General features: G+C 74.7%; 25 protein-coding genes. 9 read left to right on the forward strand and 16 right to left on the reverse strand.

The window, feature by feature from the left end; translation table 11 throughout:
* Position 1: 1 nt before the first annotated feature.
* Positions 2-877, reverse strand: coding sequence for a M15 family metallopeptidase (locus KRAD_RS04120; protein WP_012084261.1), 876 nt, complete (start codon positions 875-877; stop codon positions 2-4).
* Positions 878-1,224: 347 nt separating this feature from the next.
* Between KRAD_RS04120 and rhaI the strand changes: the two genes are divergently transcribed.
* The 4 genes from rhaI to KRAD_RS04140 are packed head-to-tail and all read left to right on the forward strand — an operon-like array spanning position 1,225 to position 7,181.
* Entirely contained in the window at positions 1,225-2,421 is a 1,197-nt protein-coding gene (gene rhaI / locus KRAD_RS04125) for an L-rhamnose isomerase (RefSeq protein WP_012084262.1), read from the forward strand.
* Positions 2,418-4,493: a bifunctional rhamnulose-1-phosphate aldolase/short-chain dehydrogenase gene (locus KRAD_RS04130; RefSeq protein ID WP_012084263.1), complete on the forward strand. Its 2,076-nt coding sequence runs from the start codon at positions 2,418-2,420 to the stop codon at positions 4,491-4,493. The genes rhaI and KRAD_RS04130 overlap by 4 nt, the downstream gene beginning before the upstream one ends.
* Positions 4,494-4,515: 22 nt before the next feature.
* Entirely contained in the window at positions 4,516-5,949 is a 1,434-nt protein-coding gene (locus KRAD_RS04135; RefSeq protein ID WP_012084264.1) for a rhamnulokinase, read from the forward strand.
* Positions 5,946-7,181: an alpha-hydroxy acid oxidase gene (locus KRAD_RS04140; protein WP_012084265.1), complete on the forward strand. Its 1,236-nt coding sequence runs from the start codon at positions 5,946-5,948 to the stop codon at positions 7,179-7,181. Before KRAD_RS04135 ends, KRAD_RS04140 begins: the two co-directional genes overlap by 4 nt.
* A gap of 40 nt (positions 7,182-7,221) precedes the next feature.
* Here the strand turns inward: KRAD_RS04140 and KRAD_RS04145 are convergent, their stop codons facing one another.
* Genes KRAD_RS04145 through KRAD_RS04155 form a run of 3 tightly spaced genes read right to left on the reverse strand, consistent with a single transcriptional unit; the run spans position 7,222 to position 10,664 of the window.
* Positions 7,222-7,842, reverse strand: a complete 621-nt coding sequence (locus tag KRAD_RS04145) for a YdeI/OmpD-associated family protein (RefSeq protein WP_012084266.1) — start codon at positions 7,840-7,842, stop codon at positions 7,222-7,224.
* 20 nt (positions 7,843-7,862) lie between these two features.
* Positions 7,863-9,329 (reverse strand): NCS2 family permease, encoded by a 1,467-nt coding sequence (locus KRAD_RS04150; RefSeq protein WP_012084267.1) that lies wholly within the window; start codon positions 9,327-9,329, stop codon positions 7,863-7,865.
* Between the two features lie 51 nt (positions 9,330-9,380).
* On the reverse strand, positions 9,381-10,664 hold the full coding sequence (locus KRAD_RS04155) for an ROK family transcriptional regulator (RefSeq protein WP_012084268.1): 1,284 nt from the start codon (positions 10,662-10,664) through the stop codon (positions 9,381-9,383).
* A gap of 172 nt (positions 10,665-10,836) precedes the next feature.
* Between KRAD_RS04155 and KRAD_RS04160 the strand changes: the two genes are divergently transcribed.
* From KRAD_RS04160 to KRAD_RS04170, 3 genes are read left to right on the forward strand one after another with little or no spacing between them, the layout of a single operon-like run.
* Positions 10,837-12,198, forward strand: coding sequence for an extracellular solute-binding protein (locus KRAD_RS04160; RefSeq protein ID WP_012084269.1), 1,362 nt, complete (start codon positions 10,837-10,839; stop codon positions 12,196-12,198).
* A gap of 29 nt (positions 12,199-12,227) precedes the next feature.
* On the forward strand, positions 12,228-13,154 hold the full coding sequence (locus tag KRAD_RS04165) for a carbohydrate ABC transporter permease (protein ID WP_012084270.1): 927 nt from the start codon (positions 12,228-12,230) through the stop codon (positions 13,152-13,154).
* A gap of 5 nt (positions 13,155-13,159) precedes the next feature.
* Positions 13,160-14,053, forward strand: coding sequence for a carbohydrate ABC transporter permease (locus KRAD_RS04170; RefSeq protein WP_012084271.1), 894 nt, complete (start codon positions 13,160-13,162; stop codon positions 14,051-14,053).
* 14 nt (positions 14,054-14,067) lie between these two features.
* On the opposite strand, the gene mutM is transcribed toward KRAD_RS04170, so the two are convergent.
* The 10 genes from mutM to KRAD_RS04220 form a co-directional block, all read right to left on the reverse strand.
* Entirely contained in the window at positions 14,068-14,994 is a 927-nt protein-coding gene (gene mutM / locus KRAD_RS04175) for a bifunctional DNA-formamidopyrimidine glycosylase/DNA-(apurinic or apyrimidinic site) lyase (protein ID WP_012084272.1), read from the reverse strand.
* A 4-nt stretch (positions 14,995-14,998) separates the two neighbouring features.
* Positions 14,999-15,673, reverse strand: coding sequence for a ribonuclease III (gene rnc / locus KRAD_RS04180; RefSeq protein WP_012084273.1), 675 nt, complete (start codon positions 15,671-15,673; stop codon positions 14,999-15,001).
* Between the two features lie 76 nt (positions 15,674-15,749).
* Complete coding sequence (gene rpmF / locus KRAD_RS04185) at positions 15,750-15,953, reverse strand: 50S ribosomal protein L32 (protein ID WP_012084274.1); 204 nt, start codon at positions 15,951-15,953, stop codon at positions 15,750-15,752.
* 2 nt (positions 15,954-15,955) lie between these two features.
* The gene (locus KRAD_RS04190; protein ID WP_203417491.1) at positions 15,956-16,549 is read right to left on the reverse strand and encodes a YceD family protein; all 594 of its coding nucleotides are present in this window, start codon (positions 16,547-16,549) and stop codon (positions 15,956-15,958) included.
* Between the two features lie 118 nt (positions 16,550-16,667).
* Positions 16,668-17,228: an ATP synthase subunit B family protein gene (locus KRAD_RS04195; RefSeq protein WP_012084276.1), complete on the reverse strand. Its 561-nt coding sequence runs from the start codon at positions 17,226-17,228 to the stop codon at positions 16,668-16,670.
* Between the two features lie 38 nt (positions 17,229-17,266).
* Complete coding sequence (gene coaD, locus KRAD_RS04200; RefSeq protein ID WP_238985705.1) at positions 17,267-17,800, reverse strand: pantetheine-phosphate adenylyltransferase; 534 nt, start codon at positions 17,798-17,800, stop codon at positions 17,267-17,269.
* Positions 17,801-17,811: 11 nt separating this feature from the next.
* Positions 17,812-18,369 (reverse strand): 16S rRNA (guanine(966)-N(2))-methyltransferase RsmD, encoded by a 558-nt coding sequence (gene rsmD / locus KRAD_RS04205; RefSeq protein ID WP_012084278.1) that lies wholly within the window; start codon positions 18,367-18,369, stop codon positions 17,812-17,814.
* A gap of 10 nt (positions 18,370-18,379) precedes the next feature.
* Positions 18,380-20,038 carry a DUF6297 family protein gene (locus tag KRAD_RS04210; protein ID WP_012084279.1) on the reverse strand — a complete coding sequence of 553 codons (1,659 nt, stop codon included), beginning with the start codon at positions 20,036-20,038 and terminating at the stop codon, positions 18,380-18,382.
* Positions 20,035-20,757, reverse strand: coding sequence for an ABC transporter ATP-binding protein (locus KRAD_RS04215; RefSeq protein ID WP_012084280.1), 723 nt, complete (start codon positions 20,755-20,757; stop codon positions 20,035-20,037). Before KRAD_RS04215 ends, KRAD_RS04210 begins: the two co-directional genes overlap by 4 nt.
* A complete protein-coding gene (locus KRAD_RS04220) occupies positions 20,754-23,033 on the reverse strand; it encodes an ATP-dependent DNA helicase RecG (RefSeq protein WP_012084281.1) in 2,280 nt (759 codons plus the stop codon). The genes KRAD_RS04215 and KRAD_RS04220 overlap by 4 nt, the downstream gene beginning before the upstream one ends.
* A gap of 186 nt (positions 23,034-23,219) precedes the next feature.
* Here KRAD_RS04220 and rpmB point away from each other — a divergent pair, with 186 nt between their 5' ends.
* Positions 23,220-23,405 carry a 50S ribosomal protein L28 gene (gene rpmB, locus KRAD_RS24965; RefSeq protein WP_012084282.1) on the forward strand — a complete coding sequence of 62 codons (186 nt, stop codon included), beginning with the start codon at positions 23,220-23,222 and terminating at the stop codon, positions 23,403-23,405.
* A gap of 60 nt (positions 23,406-23,465) precedes the next feature.
* On the opposite strand, the gene KRAD_RS04230 is transcribed toward rpmB, so the two are convergent.
* Entirely contained in the window at positions 23,466-24,410 is a 945-nt protein-coding gene (locus tag KRAD_RS04230) for a thiamine-phosphate kinase (protein ID WP_012084283.1), read from the reverse strand.
* A 55-nt stretch (positions 24,411-24,465) separates the two neighbouring features.
* Between KRAD_RS04230 and KRAD_RS04235 the strand changes: the two genes are divergently transcribed.
* Positions 24,466-24,981 carry a DUF3515 family protein gene (locus tag KRAD_RS04235; protein WP_012084284.1) on the forward strand — a complete coding sequence of 172 codons (516 nt, stop codon included), beginning with the start codon at positions 24,466-24,468 and terminating at the stop codon, positions 24,979-24,981.
* A gap of 13 nt (positions 24,982-24,994) precedes the next feature.
* On the opposite strand, the gene KRAD_RS04240 is transcribed toward KRAD_RS04235, so the two are convergent.
* On the reverse strand, positions 24,995-25,765 hold the full coding sequence (locus tag KRAD_RS04240) for a hypothetical protein (protein ID WP_012084285.1): 771 nt from the start codon (positions 25,763-25,765) through the stop codon (positions 24,995-24,997).
* Positions 25,766-25,769 lie beyond the last annotated feature (4 nt).

Below are 25,769 nucleotides of genomic sequence, written 5' to 3' on the forward strand. Positions count from 1 at the left end.
GTCAGGCGTAGGTCGTCCCGCCCGTGACGCCGAAGAACTCCTCCAGGGTCGGGGAACCCGCCGCGGCCACCTCGGCCGCCAGCTCGGCCCCCACCCAGCGCCAGTGCCACGGTTCGGGGGCGTAGCCGGTGACGTCGGTCTTGCCCTCGGGGTAGCGCAGGAGGAACCCGAACCGCCCGCCGTGGGCCACCAGCCAGTCCGACTCCGGGGTCTGCCCGAAGCAGTTCCGCAGCAGGCAGCCGGGCCGGGTGCTGCCGCTGAAGTCGATGGCGAGGCCGGTCTGGTGCTCGCTGTGGCCGGGGCGGGCGGACACGCTCTCCGCGGTCTCCAGCCCGTCGCGCGACACCGCGGAGTCGTGCACCGCGCGCTGGTGCTCCAGGGACCGGAACCCGCTGGTCACGGTGAGGGACACCCCGTCGGCCGCGGCGGCCGCCAGCAGGGCCCGCAGGTCGTCGGCGACGACGGCCGCGACCTCCTTGCCGCCGACGGTGGCGAGCTCGGGGGCGTAGTCGAGGGGGTCGATCGGGTGCTGCTTGTTGACCACCACCCACGGACTGGCCGCGTCGGTCAGGGAGTGCCGCGGTCCCGGCGCGGTCGGGGGGACCGACGGGGCCGGCGTGGCCGCGGGGGCGGGCCCGCCGGCGGCGACGGGGTCCTGCACGGCGGGGTCGGCGCCCGCGGCCACGCGGGCCGGGTCGCTCCCCCCGAGGCGGGTGGCGAGGACCCCGGCCCCCGTCCCGGTCGCGACGAGGCCGACGAGCAGGGCCCGGCGGGCCACGACGGCCTCGTGGCCGTAGCGCCGGCGCCCGTCGGGGAGGACCTCCGGGGCGAAACGCGACCGCGCGCGTCCCGGCCGGGGCCCCGCTCCGCTGCTCATGGCCGCGATCCTCCCAGCCGGACGGGTGCGGCCCGGCCCGGCGCGCGGGGACGCACCCGGCCCGGGCCGGCGGGCACCCCCCGGGAACTCCGGAGGGTGATCGACCGCCTACGTCTGGTCAGTTCCCGGCCCCGCAAGGCCGCCCCGGCGGGGTCGGGGGCCGACCCCGGTCGAGGTCGTCCTCCGCGACGACGAGCGGGGCGCCCACCCGCGCCGGGCCCCGCCGGGCGCCACCGCCCCGCGCGGGGGCGGCACCGGCGAGGCGCGGGCCCCGCCGCTCCGGAGTTGCTTGTGAAACGTGTCAAAGTGCGGTTACGGTGAACCACCCCGATGGAGTGGAGCCCTTCATGACCGACCTCGCGTCGACCCGGGAGCGCGCCCTCGCCGCGCTCCGCGAACAGACCATCGAACTGCCCAGCTGGGCGTTCGGGAACTCCGGCACCCGCTTCAAGGTGTTCGGCACCCCCGGCACCCCCCGCGACCCCTTCGAGAAGATCAGCGACGCCGCCCAGGTGCACGCCTTCACCGGCGTCGCCCCGCGGGTCTCCCTGCACATCCCCTGGGACCTCGTCGACGACTACGAGAAGCTCGCCGCCCACGCTGCGGACTCCGGCGTGGCGATCGGGATGATCAACTCGAACCTGTTCCAGGACGACGCCTACAAGTTCGGCTCCCTCACCCACCCCGACGCGCAGGTCCGGGCGAAGGCCGTCGCCCACCACGCGCAGTGCGTCGACGTCATGCGCGCCACCGGGTCGAAGGAACTGAAGCTGTGGCTGCCCGACGGCACCAACTACCCCGGCCAGGACGACCTGCGCGACCGCCAGGAACGCCTCGCCGACTCCCTGCAGCAGATCTACGCCCTGCTCGACGAGGACCACCGCCTGGTCCTGGAGTACAAGTTCTTCGAGCCGGCGTTCTACCACACCGACATCCCCGACTGGGGCACCTCGCTGCTGCACTGCCTGGCCCTGGGCGAGCGCGCGAAGGTCGTCCTGGACACCGGCCACCACGCCCCGGGCACGAACATCGAGTTCATCGTCGTGCAGCTGCTGCGGGCGGGCCGGCTGGGAGCGTTCGACTTCAACTCCCGCTTCTACGCCGACGACGACCTCATGGCCGGGGCCGCGGACCCGTTCCAGCTCTTCCGGATCGTGTACGAGATCGTGCGCTCGAACGCGCTCGCCCCCCAGCCGTGGGACCCGGCGGGCAGCGGGGTGAACTTCATGCTCGACCAGTGCCACAACGTCGAGGAGAAGATCCCCGGGCAGATCCGCTCGGTCACCAACATCCAGCAGGCCACCGCCAAGGCCCTCCTCGTCGACCGCGAAGCGCTCACCGCGGCCCAGCGCGCGGGGGACGTCCTGGGTGCCAACGACGTCCTCATGGACGCGTACTCCACCGACGTCCGTCCCCTGCTCGCCGAACTGCGCGAGTCGATGGGCCTGGACCCCGACCCGATGGCCGCGTTCAAGGCGTCGGGCTACGCGGCACGGATCGCCGCCGAACGCGTCGGCGGCCGGCAGGCGGGGTGGGGAGCATGAGCACCACGGACCCCGGCAGCACGAACTCCGGCAGCACCGTCCGGGACCTCATCGCCCGCTCGAACGCGCTGGGCGCGGACCCGCGGTTCACCAACTACGCCGGCGGCAACACCTCCGCCAAGGGCACCGCGACCGACCCCGTGACGGGTGCGGACGTGGAGCTGCTGTGGGTCAAGGGTTCCGGCGGCGACCTCGGCACCCTCACCGAGCAGGACCTGGCCGTCCTGCGCCTGGACCGCGTCCGCGCCCTGCGCGAGGTCTACCTCGGCCCCGCTGGTGGTCTGGAGCGCGAGGACGAGATGGTCGCCGCGTTCGACTACTGCCTGCACGGCAGGGGCGGAGCCGCCCCCTCCATCGACACCGCCATGCACGCCCTCGTCGACGCCGCCCACGTGGACCACCTGCACCCCGACGCCGGCATCGCCATCGCCTGCGCCGCGGACGGGGAGAAGCTCACCGAGCAGGTCTACGGCGACAAGGTCGTCTGGGTGCCCTGGCGCCGCCCCGGGTTCCAGCTCGGCCTCGACATCGCCGCGATCAAGGACGCCAACCCGCAGGCGGTCGGCACGATCCTCGGCGGGCACGGCATCACCGCCTGGGGCGCCACCTCCGCGGAGGCGGAGGCGAACTCCCGCTGGATCATCGAGACCGCCGAGACGTTCCTGATGCGGAACTCCGCCGCCGAACCCTTCGGGCCGGTCCTGGACGGCTACGGCCCGCTCCCCCCGGAGGGCCGCCGCGCCCGCGCCGCGGCGCTGGCCCCGGTGATCCGCGGCCTCGCCTCGACCGACAAGCCGCAGGTCGGGCACTTCAGCGACACCGACGCGGTCCTGGACTTCCTCTCCCGCACCGAGCACCCGCGCCTGGCCGCGCTGGGCACCTCCTGCCCGGACCACTTCCTGCGCACCAAGGTGAAACCGCTGGTGCTGGACCTGCCCCCCACCGCCACGGTCGAGGACTCGATCGCGCGGCTGGAGGAGCTGCACACCGCCTACCGGGCGGACTACCAGGCCTACTACGACCGCCACGCGGACGAGGACTCCCCCGCGATCCGCGGCGCGGACCCGCTGATCGTCCTGGTCCCCGGCGTCGGGATGTTCTCCTACGGCAAGGACGCCCAGACCGCCCGCGTCGCCGGTGAGTTCTACGTCAACGCGATCAACGTCATGCGCGGCGCGGAGGGCGTCTCCACCTACGCCCCCATCGACGAGGCGGAGAAGTTCCGCATCGAGTACTGGGCCCTGGAGGAGGCCAAGCTGGCGCGGATGCCGAAGCCGAGACCGCTGGCCACCCGCATCGCCCTGGTCACCGGCGCCGCCTCGGGCATCGGCAAGGCCATCGCCACCCGCCTGGCCGCCGAAGGCGCCTGCGTCGTCATCGCCGACCTCGACCTGGCCAAGGCCCAGGCCGCCGCGGCCGAGATCGGGAACACCGACGTCGCGGTGGGCGTCGCCGCCGACGTCTCGAACCCCGAAGCGGTGAAGGCCGCGATCGACGAGGCCGTCCTCGCCTTCGGCGGGCTCGACCTCGTCGTCAACAACGCCGGCCTGTCGATCTCCAAGCCGCTGCTGGAGACCACCGAGCGCGACTGGGACCTGCAGCACGACGTCATGGCCAAGGGTTCCTTCCTCGTCGCCCAGGCCGCCGCGCGGGTCCTCATCGCCCAGGGCCTGGGCGGGGACATCGTCTACATCGCCTCGAAGAACTCCGTGTTCGCCGGCCCGAACAACATCGCCTACTCCGCGGTGAAGGCCGACCAGGCCCACCAGGTCCGGCTGCTGGCCGCCGAGCTCGGCGAGCACGGCATCAAGGTCAACGGCGTCAACCCCGACGGGGTGGTGCGCGGGTCGGGGATCTTCTCCGGCGGCTGGGGCGCGAAGCGCGCCGCGGTCTACGGGGTGCCGGAGGAGGAGCTGGGCGCCTACTACGCCCAGCGGACCCTGCTCAAGCGCGAGGTCCTGCCCGAGCACGTCGCCAACGCCGTCTTCGTCCTCACCGGCGGGGAGCTCTCCCACACCACCGGCCTGCACGTCCCCGTCGACGCCGGCGTCGCCGCCGCGTTCCTCCGATGACCCGCGAAGCGTAGGGAACACCGTGTCCGTCCACATCGCGGTGGACCTCGGAGCCTCCAGCGGGCGGGTGATGGCCGGCGCGGCCGCACCCGGCCGGCTGGAGCTCACCGAGCTGCACCGCTTCCCCAACGGGCCCGTCCCCCTCGCCGGGGGTCTGGTCACCGACGCCGTGGGCCTGTGGCAGCAGGTCCTCCACGGCCTGCGGGCCGTGGCCCGCGCCCACGGCGACGCCGCCACGGTGGCCGTCGACACGTGGGCGGTGGACTACGGCCTGCTGGCGGCCGACGGGACGCTGCTGGGGACCCCGCGCCACTACCGCGACCCGCGGACCGGCGGCGTGGCCGAGCGCGTCCTGGCCCGCGTCCCCGGCCCGGACCTCTACGCGCGCAACGGGCTGCAGCACCTGCCCTTCACCACGATCTACCAGCTGCTGGCGGAGGCGGACGGCCCGCTGCTCGCCGCGGCGTCCGACGTCCTCCTGCTGCCGGACCTCTTCGGGTTCTGGTTGTCCGGGGTCCGCGGGGCGGAGGCCACCAACGCCTCCACCACCGGGCTGGCCGACGTGGCGACCGGCCGCTGGGCCCCCGACCTCGCGGAGCTCGCGGGACTGCCCGCGGGGGTGCTCCCGCCCGTGCACGACCCGGGGGCCGTGCTCGGCGGTCTGCGTCCCGACGTCCTGGCCACCACCGGGCTCGGTGCCTCCACCCGCCTCGTGGCCGTCGGGTCCCACGACACCGCCTCGGCGGTGGTCGCGGTCCCGGCCGAGGACGAGGCCTTCGCCTACGTCGCCTGCGGCACCTGGGGCCTGGTGGGGGTGGAACTGGAGCGCCCGGTGCTGTCCGCGGAGTCGTTCGCGGCCAACTTCACCAACGAGCGCGGGGTCGACGACCGCATCCGCTACCTGCGCAACGTCATGGGGTTGTGGGTGCTGCAGCAGTGCGTGGCCGAGTGGTCCGCGGACGCCCCGGTGGACCTCGCCGACCTGCTCGCCGCCGCGGCCGCCCTCGGTCCGGGCGGCCCGCGCGTCGACATCGACGACCCGCGGTTCCTCGCCCCCGGCCCGATGGCCGGGCGGGTGCGCCGGGCCGTCGCGGAATCCGGTGGGCGGCCCCCGGCCGGGCCCGCCGAGGTGGCGCGGTGCGTCCTGGACAGCCTCGCCGACGCCTTCGCCCGCACGGTGGCCGACGCCGTGCGCCTCTCCGGTCACCCGGTCCGGGTGGTCCACCTCGTCGGCGGCGGCGCGCGCAACCGGCTGCTGTGCCAGCTGACGGCGAACGCCTGCGGGCTGCCCGTCGTCGCCGGACCGGTCGAGGCCACCGCCTTGGGCAACGTCCTCGTGCAGGCCCGCGCGGCCGGCGACCTGTCAGGATCGCTGGAGGGGCTGCGCGACCTGGTGCGCCGGACCAGCGACCTCACCACCCACCAGCCCGAACCCACCACCGCAGGAGCGCCGTGAAACGCCAGGTACCGAACGTCCGCGAGATCCTGGAGCTGGTGAGCTTCAAGAAGCCCGAGCTCAACGGGAGGAAGCGCCGGCTGGAGTCCGCGCTCACCATCGAGGACCTGCGCGCCATCGCCAAGCGCCGTACCCCCAAGGCCGCCTTCGACTACACCGACGGCTCCGCCGAGGGCGAGATCTCCCTCGCCCGCGCCCGCCAGGCCTTCGCCGACGTGGAGTTCCACCCCTCGATCCTGCGCGACGTGTCGAAGGTCGACACCTCGACCACGATCTTCGGCGGCCCCTCCTCGCTGCCCTTCGGCATCGCCCCCACCGGCTTCACCCGCCTCATGCAGACCGAGGGCGAGACCGCCGGGGCGGGCGCGGCCGGAGCCGCGGGCATCCCCTTCACCCTCTCCACCCTGGGCACCACCAGCATCGAGCACGTCAAGGCCGCCAACCCCACCGGGCGCAACTGGTTCCAGCTCTACGTCATGCGCCAGCGCGACATCTCCTACGGGCTGGTGGAGCGCGCCGCGGCGGCCGGGTTCGACACGCTGATGTTCACCGTGGACACCCCCATCGCCGGGGCCCGGCTGCGCGACAAGCGCAACGGCTTCTCCATCCCCCCGCAGCTGACCGCCTCCACCGTCCTGGACACCCTCGCCCGGCCGTGGTGGTGGTTCGACTTCCTCACCACCACCAAGCTGGAGTTCGCCTCCCTCACCGAGACCGGCGGCACCGTCGGCGAGCTCCTCGACTACGCGATGGACCCCTCCATCGACTACGACGACCTCGCCGAGATCCGCGCCCTGTGGCCGGGCAAGCTCGTGGTCAAGGGCGTCCAGAACGTCGCGGACTCCCGCAGGCTCGCCGACCTCGGCGTCGACGGGATCGTCCTGTCCAACCACGGCGGGCGGCAGCTGGACCGCGCCCCCATCCCCTTCCACCTGCTGCCCGAGGTGGTCCGCGAGGTCGGGCGCGACACCGAGATCGCCATCGACACCGGCATCATGAACGGCGCCGACGTCGTGGCCTCCATCGCCATGGGCGCCAGGTTCACCCTCGTCGGGCGCGCCTACCTCTACGGCCTCATGGCCGGCGGGCGCCAGGGCGTGGACCGCGCCATCGCGATCCTCGCCGACCAGGTCGTGCGGACCATGAAGCTGCTCGAGGTCGCCTCCCTGGAGGAGCTCACCCCCGCCCACGTCACCCAGCTCGAACGACTGGTCCCCCGCGCCCGCGGCTGACGGCCGCACCCCCGGGGGGGTGGGCCGGCGGTCCGCGGGCTCAGCGGCCGCCGGCCCGGCCCCCGTCCGCGGGCCGGGCCCGCTGGGGGTGGATCGTCTCCTGCCGGGCGAGCATCGCGACGAACTCCTCGATCCGGCGCCGGCGGGTCTCCTCGCGCTTCACCGACCCCAGCCGGTGGATCAGGGCGTAGCGGTTGGTCCGGGTGAGCACGTCGAACATCGCCCGGGCCGCGGGGTCGGCCGCGATCGCGGCGGCCAGCTCGGGCGGGACCTCGGCCTCGGACTGCGCCGCGTACGCCGCCTGCCACCTCCCGTCCGCCTGCGCGGCCTCCACCGCGGCCCGCCCCGCGGGCAGCAGCCGCCCCTCCGCCTCCAGCCGGGCCACGTTGGCGACGTTGCGCTGCGACCACGCGCTGCGCCGCCCCCGGGGGGTGTACCGGACCGAGGACGTCTGCTCGTCCCGCTTGCGGCCCTGCCCGTCGATCCAGCCCACGCACAGCGCCTCGTCGACGGCCTGCTGCCAGGTGAGGGAGGTGAGCGTGCCGCCCTTGCGGGTCAGGGCGAGCCACACCCCCGGGGAGCTCGCGTGGTGGGCCAGCAGCCACGCGCGCAGCTCCCCGGCGTCGGCGACGAGCAGTTCGTCCAGCTCCGCAGCGGCCACCCCCGCACGCTAGCCCCCGCTCACGACACCCCGAGGGCCTCCTTCAGCGGGTCGATCGCGAAGTAGAGCACGAACAGCGCGGCCACGACCCACAGGACCGGGTGCACCTGGCGGGCCTTGCCCTTGGCGACCTTGAGCACGACGAAGGCGATGAACCCGGCCCCGATGCCCGCGCTGATGGAGTAGGTGAACGGCATGAGGACGATGGTCAGGAAGGCCGGCAGGGCGATCTCGAGGTCGGCCCAGTCGATGCCCTTGACCTGGGTCATCATGAGGAAGCCCACCACGACCAGCGCCGGCGTCGCGGCCTCGTAGGGCACGATCGAGACGACCGGGGCCAGGAACGTCGCCAGCAGGAACGCGATCCCGGTGACGACGCTGGCCAGCCCGGTGCGGGCCCCCTCGCCGACACCGGTGGCGGACTCGATGAAGCTGGTGTTGCTCGACACCCCGCCCGCGCCGCCGGCGGCGGCGGCGATGGAGTCCACGACGAGGATGCGCCGCATGCGCGGAGGGTTGCCCTCGGCGTCGAGGAGGTCGCCCTCGGCCCCGATGGCCACGACCGTGCCCATGGTGTCGAAGAAGTCCGCGAGCAGGAGGGTGAACACCAGCAGCAGGACGCTGACGACGCCGATCGCCTGGAAGGACCCCAGCAGGGAGAACTGCCCGAGGGTGGAGAAGTCCGGCGCGGACACCCAGCTGTCGGGCAGGGCGGGGACGTTGAGGCCCCAGGCCCGCGGGTCCGCGACCTCCCCGTCGGCCCCGGTGCGCGGTCCCAGCTGCGCCACCGCCTCCACGACGACGGCCAGCGCCGTGGCGACCACGATCCCGATGAGGATCGAGCCCCGGACCCCGCGGGCCATGAGCACGATGGTCAGCAGCAGGCCGACCACGAAGACGAGGGTGGGCCAGCCGGCGAGGAAGCCGCCGATGCCGAGCTCCAGCGGGGTGCCGCTGCCGGAGCGGACGAAGCCGGCGTCGACGAGGCCGACGATGGTGATGAACAACCCGATGCCGACGCTGATGGCGATCTTCATCTGGGCCGGCACGGCGCGGAACACCGCCTCGCGCAGGCCGGTGAGCACCAGGACGAGGATGACGAGGCCCTCGATGACGACCAGGCCCATGGCGTCGGCCCAGGTCATCCCGGGCAGGCTCGCCACCCCGAAGGCCAGGAAGGCGTTGAGCCCCAGCCCGGTGGCCAGGGCCAGCGGGTAGTTGGCGACCACGCCCATGAGCAGCGTCACCACCCCCGCCACCAGGGCGGTGCCCGCGGCGACGGCCGCCAGGTCGGGGGCGTCCCCGCCCCCGAGGAAGCCGCCGGTGCCGTCGGGCTGGGTGCCGATGATCAGCGGGTTGAGCACGATGATGTAGGCCATCGTGAAGAAGGTCGCGAGACCGCCGCGGACCTCCCGTCCGACGGTGGACCCGCGGGCGCTGACCTCGAACCAGCGGTCGAGGGCGGACGGTGTGCTGGCGCGCGACATTCAGGACCTCTGGGTCTGGGGGGGTTGGACCGCGGGCGATCCTGCCAGAGCTCAGTGCACCGGGGCGACCGGCGAGATCACCACCTGACGCACCGGGGCGTGCACCCCCGCCCACGTCGAGGACAGCGCCTCGTGCAGCACCGCGCCGGCGGCGCCGAGGGCCCCGGCCTGCTCCCCCGCCTCCCCCAGGCGCACGGCGACCGGGTGGACCTCGCGGGTCATGGCCGTCCCCAGCCGGGCGGCCAGCGCCGCGCGCACCCGCTCCCCGCTGCGGCGCAGCCCCGCCCCGCCGAGCACCACCTCGCTGACGTCGAGGACGTTGACGACCCCGAGCACCACGCGGGCGACGTCGTCGGCGGCGGCGTCCAGCACCCGCGCCGCCTCGCGGTCCCCGGCTCCGGCGCGGGCGCCGAGCAGGTCGTGGTCGTCGAGGACGGTGCGCCCGGCCAGGCGCAGGCCCGCGGCCCGGGCGGTGCGCGAGCCCACCCGTTCGACGTAGCGGCGCACCACGGCCGCGGGGGCGGCGACCGCCTCAAGGCACCCCCGGGACCCGCACGGGCACCGCGGGCCGGCCGGGTCGACGACGACGTGCCCGATCTCGCCGGCGTTGCCGGAGTCCCCGCGCAGCACCTCGTCGCGCAGCACGACCCCACCGCCGATGCCCGCCCCGACGTGGACGTAGAGGAAGCTGCGGCCGGTGCGCGGTGAGCGCCAGAGGTCCCCGACCGCCGCGGCGGTGGCGTCGTTCTCCACCAGGACCGGCAGCCCGGTGGCCGCGGCCAGCAGGTCCGCGATCGCCACCCCGCGCCAGCCCGGCAGGTTGATCGCCGAGCTGCGCACGGGGCCGGTGAAGTCCAGCGGCCCCGGGACCGCCACCCCCACCCCGCGCACGGCCCCCTCGTCCGCGCCCCCGGCGCCCACGAGGCGGCGGACGAGGCCGGCGGCGTGGGCCACGACGAGCTCGACGGGGGCCAGCGGGTCCGGCAGCGGCTCCCGGTCGACCCCGACGACCACCCCGGACAGGTCCAGCAGGACGGCGTCGACGTGCTCGCGCTCGAACTGGACGCCGACGGCCAGGGCCGCGCCGGGTCGCACCGACAGCGCGGTCCGGGGTTTGCCCGCCCCCCGGCCGGCGCCGTCGCGCAGCAGGGCGACCCCCTCCTGGACCAGTCCGCGTTCGAGGAGGCGCCGGACGATGTTCGAGACCGTCTGCAGGGTCAGCCCCGTCGCCGCCGCCAGCTCCGTGCGGGAGGTCCCGGGGTGACGACGGATGCCGTCGAGCACCACCGCCTGGTTGTAGTCCCCCACCCAGGGCAGGTTCGTGCCACGTCGCACCGCGCCTCCTCGCGCTCGGCGACCCCTTTGGGATCGTTCTCAGAATCATGCTCCCGATCCGTTGACACGGTCAATCCACTGGATTTACTTTCCTCGGACGGAGCAGCGCACCGGAGCCCGACCGGCCGGCGCGACGCCCATCGGATCGGACACCGCCACGAGGGAGTGGGTTGTGCGTCGTCGTACCTTCCTGACAGCTACCGGCCTCGGCGCCGGGACCGTGCTCGGAACCGCCGCCTGCGGGGGCGATTCCCAGTCCGGGGACTCCGACAGCTCGGCGACCAAGGTCGCCTACCAGCAGTGGGGCTCCGGCACCGTGATGAAGGACTACCTCACCGGGGTGAAGTCGGCTTACGAGTCGGCGAACCCCGGCAAGACCATGGAACTCGTGCCGATCGTCGCCTCCGAGAACGACTACTACACCAAGCTCCAGCTGATGATGCGCTCGCCGCGCACCTCCCCGGACGTCGTGTACGAGGACACCTTCCTCATCAACTCCGACATCACCGCCGGGTACCTCCAGCCGCTCGACTCCTTCCTGGGGAACTGGGAGGAGTGGAACCAGTTCCAGGACGTCGCCAAGGGAGCCGCGAAGGCCGCCGACGGCAAGACGTACGGGGTTCCGGACGGCACCGACACCCGTGCCCTCTGGTACAACAAGGACCTGTTCACCCAGGCCGGCCTGTCCGCCGATTGGAAACCCGCCGGCTGGGACGACGTCCTGGCCGCCTGCCGGGAACTCAAGGGGAAGCTCCCGAACGTCACCCCGATCAACATCTACGCGGGCAAGGCGGCCGGCGAGGCGGCGTCGATGCAGGGTTTCGAGATGATCTTCTACGGAACCGGTACGACGCTCTACGACCCCGACCAAGACAAGTGGAACGTCGGCAGCCCGGAGTTCCGCGACGCCCTCACGTTCCTCAAGACGGTCTACGACGAGGGACTCGCGCCCGACCCGTCCATCGCCCTGGACGCCCAGGTGAGCACCCGGGTCCAGGAGGAGTTCCTCCCCGGCGGAACCCTGGCCGTGAACCTCGACGGGTCCTGGGTGTCGAGCACCTGGCTGGAGACCGGCGGGGCGCCGTGGCCGGAGTGGAACGACACCATGGGGCAGGCCCCGATGCCGACGCGGGACGGTTCGGACGGGGGCAGCATCAGCATGTCCGGCGGCTGGACGTGGGCCATGACCAAGAACGCCGCGAACGCCGACGACGCGTGGAAGGTCATCTCCACCCTGACCTCGTTCGAGAACAACCTCAGGTACAACATCAACGCCGCGGCCGTCGCCGTCCGCAAGGACGTCGCGACCGATCCCGAGTACACCGGGTCCAACCCCACGCTGGAGTTCTTCTCCGGCCTCGTCCCGGTGACGCAGTACCGGCCGCAGAACACCGACTACCCGCGCGTCTCCAGCGAGATCCAGGTGGCCATGGAAGCCGTCGTGACGGGCCAGGCCAGCGTCGAGGAAGCCGCGAACGCCTACGACGACGCGGTCAAGGGCATCGTCGGCGAGGACCGGACCGCGACGCTCTGACCCGTCGTCCCCAACAGGAAGGAGGGCCCGTGGCCACGCTCACCCGCCCCACGTCGGGAGCCCCGGACCGACCGGAACTCCGGCGCAGGACGCACCCGCTGTCGGTCGACATCGCCCGCGCCCTCCCGCTCACCCCGGCGATCGCGCTGCTGCTGGTGTTCCTCGCCGGCCCGATCCTGTGGTGCGTCTACGCCGCGTTCACGAACACGGCGCTCACCGGGGCCGGCTCGGGCGACACGCAGTTCGTGGGCCTGGACAACTTCCGGGCCGCGTTCGGCAGCGACACGTTCCGCAACTCCGTCGTCCTCACCCTGGTCTTCACGTTCCTCTCCGCCGTCGTCGGTCAGAACCTGCTCGGCCTGGGCCTGGCCCTGCTCCAGAAGCGCTCGGCGAAGCTCGTGCGCACCCTGGTGGGCGTCACCGTCATCGGCGCCTGGGTCATCCCCGAGGTCGTGGCCGGGTACCTCTGGTACGCGTTCCTGGCCGAGGACGGGACGCTGAACGAGATCATCGGCGTGCTGGGGCTGGGGCAGAACTGGCTCTACACGCTGCCGATCATCGCGGTGTCGCTGGCCAACGTCTGGCGCGGGACCGCGTTCTCCATGCTCGTCTACAACGCCGCCCTCTCCGAGATCCCGCAGGAGATCGAGGAGGCCGCCGAGATGGACGGGGCCACCGGCTGGCGGCGGCTGCGCTTCGTCACCGTCCCGATGATCAAGCGCACCGTGACCACCAACCTCATGCTCATCACGCTGCAGACGCTGTCGGTCTTCGGCCTCATCTACACGATGACCCGCGGCGGGCCCGGCACCAAGAGCCAGACGCTGCCGCTGTACATGTACGAACAGGCCTTCTCCTTCAGCCAGATCGGCTACGGCACCGCCATCGCCCTCGTCCTGCTCGCGGTCGGCGGGGTCTTCTCCATCGTCTACATGCGCCTGCTGCGCGAGGACTGACGCCCATGACCACCGAGACCCCCACCCCCGCGATCGCCACGACGAAGCTCTCCGTCGCGCACAAGGCGGTCGGCCCCCGCACCTGGGTCGCCGGGGCCGCCGCCAACCTCGTCACCGGCGTCCTCGGGATCCTGTTCCTGATCCCCCTGCTGTGGGTGGTGTTCGCGGCCTTCGACGCCGACGCCGGCCTGAAGCTGGAGTGGCCGGGGTCGGACCTCAGCCTGGACAACTTCCGGGCCGTGCTGACCCCGGAGACGACCTACCGCCCCATGTGGAACGGCCTCGTTCTGTGCGTCGGCTCCACCGCCATCGCCATCGTCGTCGCGACGCTGGCCGCCTACCCGCTGTCCCGCTTCGAGACCCGCTACAAGCGCCCGTTCCTGCTGACCATCCTGTTCTCGACCGGTCTGCCGATCACGGCGATCATGGTCCCGGTCTACGGGTTGTTCGTGCAGCTGAACCTCGTCGACACCATCAGCGGCACGGTGGCGTTCATGGCGACGACCGCGCTACCCATGTCGATCTTCCTCATGAAGAACTTCATGGACGGCGTCCCCCTCACCCTCGAGGAGGCCGCCTGGACCGACGGCGCGACGTCGATGCAGACGCTGCGCCACATCGTGCTGCCGCTCATGTGGCCCGGGATGTCGGTGGTGATGATCTTCACGTTCATCGGGATGTGGGGGAACTTCTTCATCCCCTTCATCCTGCTGCTCTCCCCCGACCGGCTGCCGGCCTCGGTGAGCATCTTCACCTTCTTCGGCCAGTACGGCTCGGTGCAGTGGGGCCAGCTCGCGGCCTACTCGATCCTCTACACCCTGCCCGTGGTCCTCCTCTACGTGCTGCTCTCGCGGCGCCTGGGCGGGGCGTTCAACTTCGGCGGCGCCCTCAAGGGCTGAGGCCCGCCGCGGCGTCACCAGTGCGGCGAGCGCGGGACCGGCTGGCAGACCGGGCAGGAGAACGAGGAACGGTTCATGAACGCGTCGCGGCGCACGAGGGCCCCGCACCGCGGGCACGGCCGGCCCTCCTGCCCGTACACGGCCAGGGACCGGTCGAAGTACCCGCTGGCCCCGTTCACGTTGACGTAGAGGGAGTCGAAGCTCGTGCCGCCCGCGTCCAGCGCGGCCGTCATCACCTCGCGCAGCCCCGCCAGCAGCGCCGCGGCCTGCGCAGGGGTCACCGAACGGGTCGGGCGGGCGTAGTGCAGCTTCGCCCGCCACAGCGCCTCGTCGGCGTAGATGTTCCCCACCCCCGACACCAGGGTCTGGTCCAGCAGGGCGCGCTTGAGCCCCGTCGTCCGCTCGCGCAGGCGCCGCGCGAAGACCGCGTCGTCGAAGGCGGGGTCGAGGGGGTCGCGGGCGATGTGCGCGACGGGGGCGGGCATGGACCCCGACCACGACCCGTCGGGGGTCTCGCCCAGTCCCCCGGGCCCGCCGTCGGGGGTCGCGACCAGCGGCACGACGGCGATCCCGCCGAAGGTCCGCTGGTCCACGAAGCGCAGGTCCTCGCCGCCGTCGTCGAAGGTCCACACCGCCCGCAGGTGCTTCTCCTCCGGCGCGTCGGCGGCCTCCACGAGCAGCTGCCCGCTCATCCCCAGGTGCACGACCATCGCCTCCTCGGCCCGGCCGTCGGGGGTGGCCAGCGGCAGCCAGAGGTACTTCCCGCGCCGCACGGCGTCGGCGACGACGAGGCCCCGGGTGCGGGCCCCGGCGTCGTCGGGACCCGCCACGTGGCGGCGGGTCACCCGCGGGTGCAGGAACCGGGCGGAGGACACCGTCCGGCCCACCACCCAGCGGGCCACCCCGCGGCGGACGACCTCGACCTCGGGCAGCTCCGGCACGGGATCAGCGCGAGGAACGCACGGCCGCGGCCGCGGTGGCCTCGCGCAGCGCCTCGACGGCGGCCGCGGCGGCCTTCTGCTCGGCCTCCTTCTTGCTGCGGCCCTCGCCGTGGCCCAGGACCGTCCCGCCGACCACGGCGTCGGCGGTGAAGTTCTTGGCGTGGTCGGGACCGGAGTCCGTGATCGCGTAGGAGGGCACCCCGAGCCCCTCGGAGGCGGTGAGCTCCTGCAGCGCGGTCTTCCAGTCCGTCCCGGCCCCGAGGCGCTCGGAGGAGTCCATCAGGGGCGAGGTGAGGCGCAGGACGAACTCCCGGGCCCCGTCCATCCCCACGGAGAGGAACGCCGCCCCGATGACGGCCTCCATGGTGTCGGCCAGGATGGAGGACTTGTCCCGCCCGCCGGTGCCGAGCTCCCCCTTGCCCAGGCGCACGTGGGCCCCCAGGTCCAGGCCGCGGGCGATGTCGGCCAGCGCGCGGGAGTTCACCACCGCGGCCCGCAGCTTGGCCAGCCGGCCCTCGGAGACGTCCTCGAAGCGGGTGTACAGCTCGTGGGTCACCACGAGCCCCAGCACGGAGTCGCCGAGGAACTCCAGCCGCTCGTTGGTGGGCAGCCCGCCCTGCTCGTAGGCGTACGAGCGGTGCGTCAGGGCCAGTTCCAGCAACCCGGCGTCGATCTCCACGCCCAGAGCAGCGTTCAGCCGGGCGGCGTCACCGACGCCGCCCGGCTGGACTGCGGGCGCCTGCTGAGCGGTCAGCTCAGAGGTCCTTGACCTTGCGGCCCTTGTACTCCAGGTACAGCGGGGTGCCGGCGGAGTCGGTGACGACCCGCGCGGTGTGGGGGCGCGAGTACGCGACCTGGCCGCGGACGGTGCTGGTGACCAGGGTCTCCTCAGCCGCCTTCCACTGCGAACGGCGCGAACGCGTGTTGCTGCGGGACATCTTCCGCTTCGGGACGGCCACGATCAGCTCTTCTCTCTGGTTCCGGACGGGGAGTCGTCACTGCTCTCGAGCAGGGACTGCAAGGCGGCCCACCGGGGGTCCGCCGGTTCTTCGGAGGGCGGCGCCTGCTCGGAGACGCCGATCTCGTAGTCCTGCTGGCAGGGGCCGTCGCACGTGGGCTGGAACGGCAGTTCCAGCACGACGGCGTCACGGACCGCGGGTTCGAGGTCGACGAGCTCGCCCTGGGCGACCTCACGGATCTCGTCCTCGTCGTCCGCCAGTTCCACGGGCGTCTTGCCCGGGTAGGCGAACAGCTCCTGCAGGGTGACCTCGAGGTCCTGGGTCACCTCGGTGAGGCACCGCCCGCACTCCCCGACGGCGGTGCCGCGGACGGTGCCCGAGACGAGCACACCCTCCATGACGGCTTCCATCCGCAGGTCGAGCTCGAGGTCGGCCCCCTCGGGGACGCCGATGACGGCGATCCCGAGCTCCGCCGGTGCCGGCACGGTGCGCTTGAGGGTGCGCATCGTCCCCGGTCGACGGCCCAGGTCGTGCGTGGAGATCACGAGGGGGGCGTTGGGGTCCAACTGGCCTTCGTGCACCTTGCCCTTGGTCACGTCCACACCTCCGTTCCTGGTCGATCGAGACACCACGCGGCCTCGTCGCTGGTGGGTGAACCACACGCGCCGAGGCCGTCCCCCAGGATAGCCGAGGGGGAGCCGTACGGCCCAATCGTCACGAGCGGGAGGTCTCGCCCCGCTCGGCCTTGTGCGCGCCCGCCGCGACGGGGGCCGGCTCGGCGGCCTCGGCCACCTCGGTGACCGTCGCGGCGCCCTCGTCCTCGCCGCCGCGCACCTTCAGCCGGTCCCGGCCGCGGTGCGCCTGCTGCTGGAGCCGGTCCAGCTCCTCCTCGAAGTCGGAGAGCTTGCGGTCCACCCAGGCGTCGGCGTCCACGCGCAGGCGCTTCGCCTCGTCCCGCGCGGCGAGCACGATGCTCTCGGCCCGCTCGCGCGCCGCCCGCGTCACCGCCTGGGCGTCGACGAGCTCCTCGGCCCGCTCCCGGGCTCGGGCGAGGACCTCGTCGGCCTCCGCCTGCGCCGCGGCGAGGACCTCGTCGCGCTGGGCCAGGACGTCACCGGCCTGCTGGACCTCCGCCGGCAGCAGCCGGCGCACCTCCGAGACCAGGCTGAGCAACTGCTCGCGGTCGACCACCACCGACGAGGACAGCGGGACACCGCGCGCCCCCGACACGAGCGCGGCGAGCTCGCCGAGCTTCTCGTGCACCTCCACAGCCACTGCCTTCCCTCGTTCCCGCGTCGTGCTCGCGCCCGGGTTCAGGCCCCGGGCGCGTCCGCATTCTCCCCCAGCCGCGACACCAGGGCGGCACGCACCGCCGGGGGGACCAGGGCCGAGACGTCCCCGCCGTGGCGGGCGACCTCCTTCACCAGCGAGGAGGAGACGTGCTCGAAGCGGGGGTCGCCGACGAGGAACACCGTCTCCACGCCGGCCAGGTGCCGGTTCATCAGGGCCATCGGCAGCTCGTAGGCGTAGTCGGTGCCCCCGCGCAGGCCCTTGACCACGACCCCCGCCCCCAGCCGCCGGCAGTGGTCGACGAGCAGCCCGTCGGCGAACTCCTCGACGACGACGCGCTCGGCGCGCGGGTCACCGCTGCCCTCCAGGGCCGCGCGCACCAGCCCGACGCGCTCGGGGCCGGTGAGGAGACCGCGCTTGGCCGGGTTGACCGCGACCCCCACGTGCACGACGTCGAACATCCCCGCCGCCCGCAGCAGCACGTCGAGGTGCCCCAGGGTCACGGGGTCGAAGCTGCCCGGGCACACGCACCGGCGGGTTCCCAGGGGCTCAGGCACGGACGCAGACGCTAACAGCGCGCCGTCCACACGCTCGTCTCGCCGTAGCGGCGCTCGCGCACGTCGGTGAACCCCTCCGGCCAGCGCGGCGCGGCGGTGCGGGAGGACCGCTCGACCACGACCGTCGCCCCCGGCGCCAGCAGCGGGACGAGGTCGGCGAGCAGCGCGTCGACCTCCTCGGGGGCCACGGCGTAGGGCGGGTCGACCAGCACGAGGTCCCACCCGCCCTCCACCGCCGCGGCCGCGGAGGCGACGAACCGCTCCACCCGCTCGGGCACCACCCGCACCCCCGGCAGGCCCACGGCCTCGGCGTTGGCGCGCGCCGTCCGCGCCGCGGGGCGGGCGGCCTCGACGAGGACGACCCGCACCGCACCGCGGCTGGCCGCCTCCAGCCCCAGCGCGCCGGACCCGGCGTACAGGTCGAGCACCCAGGCCCCCTCGAGCGCACCGGCGGCGTCGAGGGCGGAGAACAGCGCCTCGCGCACCCGGTCGCTGGTGGGGCGGGTCGTCTCCCCCGGCGGCACCTTGAGCCGCCGTCCGCCGGCACGGCCGGAGATGATGCGCGTCACGGGGTGCTCCTCACGAGATCTTGCGCGCGCGGTGCGCGGCGTAGGCCCAGCCGATCCCCACGGCCGCGAGGGTCGCGACGAGCTGGCCGAGCAGCAGCCAGTCGTGGGCCCCCCGCGCCAGCACGGCGAGCAGGATCGGCGCGCTGACCAGGACGGCGAGGTCGGGCCCCGTCGTGGTGGCCGCGGCCGCCCCCGGCGGCAGCCCGCCCATGGCGGTGGCGATGACCGGGCCGGACAGGTCCGGGTCGGGACGGACGGCGCCGCGCAGGCCCGCGGCGGCGAACCCCGGCCCGGCCAGCGCCCCCAGCAGCGCCCACGACCACCACGCCGTGCCCGGGGACCCCCCGTGCAGCAGGCCGGAGGCGGTGACGGTGAGCGGCACCGCGAGCGCGCCCCACGCGGAGCAGAGCACGGCGACCGGGACCCAGCGGACCAGCACGACCCCGGTCGCGGAGATCGGCAGCGTCCGGGCGGCGGCGGGCACCAGGGCCAGCCCGCGGGCCGGTTCGGACAGCGTGGTCGCGGCGGCGTAGCCGGCCAGCCACAGCAGCAGCGCGCCCACCGCGCGGTGCGCGGAGGTCCCCGAGGCCAGGACGAAGGGCACCAGGGCCAGGACGCCGGCGGTGACGAGCCGGCGCGGCTGGCGGCGCAGCAGGACGACGTCGGCGGCGAGGACCGCGCGGACCGGCCCGCCGGCCCGGGTGAACCGGGCCCGGCGGCGGCGCCGCGCCCCGGAGTCCGCCGACAGCGCCCGCCCCATCTCGCGGACGTCGAACTGCAGCACCGAGGAGGTCAGCCGCTCCAGCCGGGACGCCCCGCGCCGCAACGAGGGCGAGGGGATCTCCCCCACGCGCGACCAGGCGGGCCGCCCGACCGCGGCGAGGACGACCAGGGCGGCCGTCCCGACGACGACGGCGGGCACGAGGACCGCGCTCGGGTGCACGGCGTCGACGCGGATCCCGACGACCGCCGAGCCCGCGAGGGCGAGCACCAGCCCCACCCCGACCCCGTCCAGGACCCGCCCGACCCGCAGCAGCGCCTCGACCCCCGCCCCTACGGCCGGGCGCACGACGAGGGCGTACCCCGCGGCCGCCGTCCCGGCGCCGACGGCGAACCCCCCGAGGAGGCCGCCGGCGACGGTGGCGCCGCTGAGGTCGCCGCTCACCCCGAAGGCGACCGAGGAGGTCCACGCCGTGAACAGCCCGCCCGTGAGCGCCGTGCCCAGCGCGCGGTTGCGCACCACGGGCCGCAGCAGGTCCGCGCGGGGCACCGGCAGCGGGGTCCACCACGTCGTCGGGGCGGTGGGCAGGCTCACCGGCCCCAGCCGGCACCACGCCGCGAGGCCGAAGGCGATGACGCTGCAGGAGAGCCCGACGGCGAGGACGACGGCGGAGGTCTGCGGCACCCAGCCCGGTCCCTCGCCGCTGCGGGCCAGCCCGCTGCGCAGGGCCTCGCGCAGGGACCCGCTGCCGCCGAGCAGGAGCAGGAACGCGATCCCCACCTGCAGCAGCGTCGTGTAGGTGTCGGTGAGGGTGGCGCGCAGACCGCGGGCCGCCTTGGAGGGGGCGGCCTCGTCGAGCAGCTCCCGGCGGGTGGGGTGGGGCTGGTCGGCGAGCGGCCCCACCAGGAGCGGGGCGTCCGGCCGGGATCCCGCGGCGGGTCCGGTCATCGGACGGGGTCGCTGACGATCCGGGCGGCCTCGTCGGCGTCGACCACGCGGCACACCGGCGCCACCTCGGGGTCGTCCACGACGACGGCGCGGGTGGCCAGCGCGCGCAGCAGGACGACGTCGTGGGTGGCCAGGACCAGCGCCGTCCCGGCGTCGCGCTCGGCGACGAGGCGTTCGGCCAGCGCCTCGCGCCCGGTCGGGTCGAGCCGCTGCTCGGGTTCGTCGAGCAGCAGGACCGCGCGGGGGCGGACGAGGGCGGCGGCCAGCAGCAGGCGGCGCTTCTGCCCGCTGGAGAGGGACCCGGGCAGCTGGTCGGCGGCCCCGGTGAGCCGTTGCGCCTCGAGCTCGGCGTCGACGACCCCGACGACGTCGCGGACCCCGTGCCCGCGGGCGACGAGCTCGAGGTGCTCGGCGACGGAGAGCTCGGCGAACCAGGCGTCCTCGTCGAAGACGGAGGCGACCTCGCGGCGGAACTGCGCGGACCGCTCGTCGACGGCCCGGCCGCGCAGGGTCACCGTGCCGCCCAGGGGCTGCAGCAGCCCGGCGACGGCGCGCAGCACGGTGGACTTGCCCGCGCCGTTGGCCCCGACCAGGCACAGCGCCTCCCCCGCCGCGACGTCGACGGTCACCGGGGCGCAGACGGGCCGGCCGTAGCCGACCCGCAGGTCCTCCAGCGCCAGCACGACGTCGCGGGCCGGGCGGGCCCTCCCCCGGCTCACGCGCGCTCCAGGAAGGCCTCGGTGTCGCCGCTGACCCGGGCCGCGACGGCCGCGGCGAGGGGGCGGTGGGCGGAGAGGTCGGGATCGGCGGCGACGAGGGTCACCGCGGCGGCGCGGGCGTGGGCCACGAGCTCGGCGTCGCGCAGGACCCCGAGCAGCTGCAGGGAGCTGCGCTCCCCCGACTGCGCGGCCCCGAGCACGTCGCCCTCGCGGCGCTGCTCGAGGTCGAGGCGGGCCAGCTCGAAGCCGTCCCGGGTCCGGGCCAGGGCCGCGAGCCGCTGCCCGGCGGGGGACCCCTCCGAGGCCCCGGACAGCAGCAGGCAGGTGCCGGGCAGCCCACCGCGCCCGATCCGCCCGCGCAGCTGGTGCAGCTGGGAGATGCCGAAGCGGTCGGCGTCGACGACGACCATGACGCTGGCGTTGGGCACGTCGACGCCGACCTCGACGACGGTGGTGGCCACGACGACGTCGACCTCGCCGGCGGCGAACCGGCTCATGACGTCGTCCTTCTCGGCCGGGGGGAGGCGGCCGTGCAGGACCTCGGTGCGCAGCCCGGCGGTGGCGGGGTGGGTGCGGACCACCTCGACGACCTGGCTGACGGCGGCTGCGGGCCGCGGCTTCGGCCTGCCCGGCTTCCCGCCGCGCGGGCGCGGTTCCTCGAAGAGGGCGTCGTCGGGTGCCGGTTCCTCCCCGGGCCCGTCCTCGGGGGGCGTGCCGTCCTCACCGCCCTCGTCGTCGGTGTCGATGCGCGCGCAGACGACGTAGGACTGCCGCCCCAGCGCGGCCTCCTCGGCGATGCGCTGCCAGGTGCGGTCGATCCAGGCGGGGCGGTCCTGGGGGACGACGACGGTCTGCACGTCGGCGCGCCCGGGCGGGAGCTCGGTGAGCACCGAGGTCTCCAGGTCGCCGAAGAGGGTCATGGCGACGGTGCGCGGGATCGGGGTGGCCGTCATCACCAGCAGGTGCGGGATGCCGTTGCCCTTGGCGCGCAGCGCGTCGCGCTGCTCGACGCCGAAGCGGTGCTGCTCGTCGACGACGACGAACCCGAGGTCGGCGAACTGCACGTGCTCCTGCAGCAGGGCGTGGGTCCCGATGACGATCCCGGCCTCCCCGCTCGCCGCGGCCAGCAGGGCCGCGCGGCGGGCGGGCGCGCCCATCGAGCCGGTGAGCAGGACGACCTTCGTGGCCCGCTCGTGCGCCCCGAACGTCCCGGCGCCGGCGAGGTCGCCGAGCATCGCGGTGATCGAGCGCAGGTGCTGGGCGGCGAGGACCTCGGTGGGGGCCAGCAGCGCGGCCTGCCCCCCGCCGTCGACGACGGTCAGCATGGCCCGCAGCGCGACGAGGGTCTTGCCGGAGCCGACGTCGCCCTGCAGGAGGCGCTGCATGGGGTGCGGGCGGGCGAGGTCGGCGGCGATCTCCTCGCCCACGGCGCGCTGGGAGCCGGTGAGCGGGAACGGCAACCGCTGGTCGAAGGCCGCGGCGATCCCGTCCGGGGAGGCGGTGCGGGCGACGGCGCGCTGGCGGGCGGTGGAGGCCCGGCGCAGCGCCAGCGCGGTCTGCAGGACGAACGCCTCCTCGTAGCGCAGCCGGTGCCGGCCGGCTTCCAGCTCGGCCTCGTCGCGGGGGGCGTGCACGGCGCGCAGGGCCGCGAGGGGGTCGAGGAGGTCCGCGCCGGCGACGACCTCGGCGGGCAGGAACTCCGGCAGCTGCCCCTCGAGGCCGTCGAGGAGCTGCGCGACGCTCTGGCGGACCAGCCAGTTCGGCGCGGCCTTGGAGGCGGGGTAGAGCGGGATGGGCCGGTTGACGGCGTCCACGCCGTCCTCGGGGTCCTCCAGCGTCTCGTAGTCGGGGTGCGACAGCTGCCAGACGTCCTGGAACTTGCTCACCTTCCCCGAGGCCAGGACCAGCGCACCGGGGACGAGGTCGGCCTTCTGGTGGGCGAACTGGCCGGCGAACTTGGCGAAGAAGGTCATGGTGAGGGTGTCGCGGCCGTCGCCGAGGGTCACCACGAGGCGGACGCCGTCCTTGGCGCGCATGCGCTGGGGCTCCCCGTACTTCACGACCTGGGCCAGGATCGTGGCGTTCTCGCCCTCGACGAGGTCGCGGATGGGGGTGAGCGTGCCGCGGTCGGCGTAGCGGCGCGGCAGGTGCCACAGCAGGTCCCGGACGGTCTCCAAGCCGAGGCCCTCGGAGAGGAACTTCGCCGGGTTGGCCTTCTTGCTGTTCCCCTTGCCCCGCGGGAGCCGGCTGGACAGGGGTGCGTCCAGCTCGTCCACGCGGGCAGGTTACCCCCGGGCTCCCCGCGGGCCGGGGCGCCCACCGCCGGCGCGTCGGGCCCCGCCCTCGGTTTCCCGCGGGGGCCGCACCTCGGCTATGGTGGTCAGCGGTGTCCGGGCCTCCGGCGCCACGGGTGCCCCGACCGGGGTCCACCCACTTCACCCGATCGACTTCAGGAGTTCCCCGTGGCTGCCACCTGTGACGTCTGCGCCAAGGGCCCTGGCTTCGGCAAGAGCGTCTCGCACTCGCACCGGCGGACCAACCGCATGTGGCTCCCGAACATCCAGCGGATCCGGGCCACTGTCAACGGTTCTCCCAAGCGCCTCAACGTGTGCACCTCCTGCCTGAAGGCGGGCAAGGTCACGCGCTGACCACCTCGTGCTGAACGCCCCGAGGGGCCGGTCCCCCCAGGGGGCCGGCCCCTCGGGCGTTCACTGGGCGAAGTGGTCCCACCCGGTGCCCGCCCCGGCCCACGCCCGCCCGTCGACGAGCACCGGGTGCGGCCCGGCGGGCCGCACGACCCCGACGGCGGCGAAGGGGGCCGGGAGCCCGGCGTCCGGGGGGAAGCACCCGAGCAGCGCGTGGTCCTCCCCGCCGGTGAGGACGAGCTCGGTAGCCCGCCCGCCCACCGCGGGCAGCAGGTCGGCGATCCACCCGCCCAGCGCCGAGGTGGTCGACAGGTCGAGGGTGACCCCGCTGGCCGCGGCGATGCGGCCCGCGTCGCGCAGCAGCCCGTCGCTGACGTCCATCAGCGCGCTCGCCCCGGCCCGTCGCGCCCGGGGACCCGCCGCGACCGGCGGCACCGGTCGCCGGTGCGCGCCGAGCAGGTCCGCCGGGCCGTCGAGCACCCCGCGCTGCAGCAGGTCCAGCCCGGCGCCCGAGCGGCCCAGGGTGCCGGCCACCGCGACCACGTGACCGGCCCGGGCCCCCGATCGCAGCACCGGCGGGGCCCCGGCCAGGTCCCCCAGCGCGGTGACGGCCACGACGATCTCCGAGGCCGCGGACAGGTCCCCGCCCACGACGACCGCGCCGAACTCCGCGCAGGCCTGCGCGACGCCCCGCGCGAAGTCCTCCACCCACGCCACCTCGAGGTCCCCGGGCATCCCGAGGGCGAGGAGCAGACCGGTGCAGGTGGCGCCCATGGCGGCCACGTCGGCGACGTTCTGCGCGACGGCCTTCCACCCGACGTCGGCTCCGGTGGACCAGTCCCGCCGGAAGTCGCGGAGCTCCACGAGGACGTCGGTGGTCGCGACGACCCGCCCGTCGGGGGCGGCGACGAGGGCCGCGTCGTCGCCGGGCCCGAGCAGGGCGCGGGTCGGCATCAGCGGCAGCACCCGCGCCAGCAGCGCCGTCTCGTCCAGTTCCTCGACCCGCACTCGCGCCCCGCCCCTCGTGCCCCGTCCTCCGCTGCAGCGGGCACACTACGGGGCGATGTCCGCACCCGGTCCGCCCAGCACCCCCGCGCGCCAGCCCCCCGGGCGGCTGGTCGTCGCCCTCGTCGTGGTGCTCGTCGCGGCCGGCGCGGTGTGGGCCTACCTGGCGGGTTCGCGCGGGGTCGAGGCCGCCCCGGACGCCGCGGACCCGGCGTGCACGACCCTGCTGGCCGCCCTGCCGGCGTCGCTGGGGAACCTCGGCCGGACCCCGCAGGGAGCGGCGGGGGTGGCGGCGTGGGGCGAGGACCGGGTCGTCCTGCGCTGCGGCGCACTCGTCCTGGGGCCGACGACGAAGGCGTGCGTGCCCGTCGGCCCGGACGGGGGTCCAAGTGTGGACTGGGTGCAGGACGCCGTGAGCGACCGCGCGGTGCGCTTCCTCACCTACGGGCGGACCCCCGCCGTGGAGGTGACCGTGCGCTTCGGCGACGGGCTGACCCGCGACCAGGCCACCTCGCAGCTGGTGGACCTCGCCGGGCCGGTGTCGGCCATCCGGCAGACCCGGACCTGCGTGTAGGCGCCGCGCGCGCTCAGCCCAGCAGGGCCGCGGTCTCCCGGGACGCCTTCCGGATGCCGGACCGCTCGTCCAGCCAGCCGCCGGCGACCCCGACGACGGGCAGCTTGCCGATCGCCCGGGTGAGCAGGCCCCCGCGGGGCCGTTCGTCGAGCAGGTCCGGCAGCCCGCGGAACGTCCGCGCCAGCCGCCACACGGTGCGCGCGGCCCGCTGGGCACCGCGTCCGAAGGTCGCGACGGGCCCGGGCCCGCCCCGGCCGTCCTCGGGGGCGGGGTCGGGCTCCTCGGCCAACTCCCGCTCGGCCTGCGCGGGGTCGGGGACGGGCGCCGCGGCGACGGGGAGGTCGCGGTCGAAGAGGACCTTCGCCAGCAGCGGCACCCACTGCGCGGGCTCGGTGCGACCGTGCTCGCGCGCGGTGGCGCACACCGCCAGACCGGCCGCGGAGGCCCCCAGCGCGGCCTGGAGGGGGACCCGGTCGGCCACCGCCCCGGCGAAGCGGGGCGCCGCGGCCGCCAGGCCGGCGCTGATCCCGATGCGGGTCACCCACCAGTCCACGCGGCGGGCGAGGGGCTGCCGGTCCCACTCGGGCGAGGCCGGGGTGACCTCCCCCAGCGCGCGGTCGCGCAGCGCGTCGAGGACCCGGGCGGGGAACGGCGCCGTCGGCGGCGGGTCGTCGTCGAGACCGAGCCAGCGCCGGGGGTCGGTCAGGACGCGGTCCACCAGCCCCGCGTAGACGCCGAGGGCGCGGGAGATCTGGTCGTCGCTGACGGCGGGGGTTCGAGCCACCCGG

Origin of the sequence: Kineococcus radiotolerans SRS30216 = ATCC BAA-149, from assembly GCF_000017305.1 — a bacterium.
GTDB classification, from domain to species: domain Bacteria; phylum Actinomycetota; class Actinomycetes; order Actinomycetales; family Kineococcaceae; genus Kineococcus; species Kineococcus radiotolerans.

Coding starts and splice junctions, on each gene's coding strand:
- KRAD_RS04120 (WP_012084261.1), bottom strand. CDS start 877: ATGAGCAGCGGAGCGGGGCCCCGGCCGGGACGCGCGCGGTCGCGTTTC.
- rhaI (WP_012084262.1), top strand. CDS start 1,225: ATGACCGACCTCGCGTCGACCCGGGAGCGCGCCCTCGCCGCGCTCCGC.
- KRAD_RS04130 (WP_012084263.1), top strand. CDS start 2,418: ATGAGCACCACGGACCCCGGCAGCACGAACTCCGGCAGCACCGTCCGG.
- KRAD_RS04150 (WP_012084267.1), bottom strand. CDS start 9,329: ATGTCGCGCGCCAGCACACCGTCCGCCCTCGACCGCTGGTTCGAGGTC.
- KRAD_RS04170 (WP_012084271.1), top strand. CDS start 13,160: ATGACCACCGAGACCCCCACCCCCGCGATCGCCACGACGAAGCTCTCC.
- KRAD_RS04210 (WP_012084279.1), bottom strand. CDS start 20,038: ATGACCGGACCCGCCGCGGGATCCCGGCCGGACGCCCCGCTCCTGGTG.
- KRAD_RS04235 (WP_012084284.1), top strand. CDS start 24,466: ATGTCCGCACCCGGTCCGCCCAGCACCCCCGCGCGCCAGCCCCCCGGG.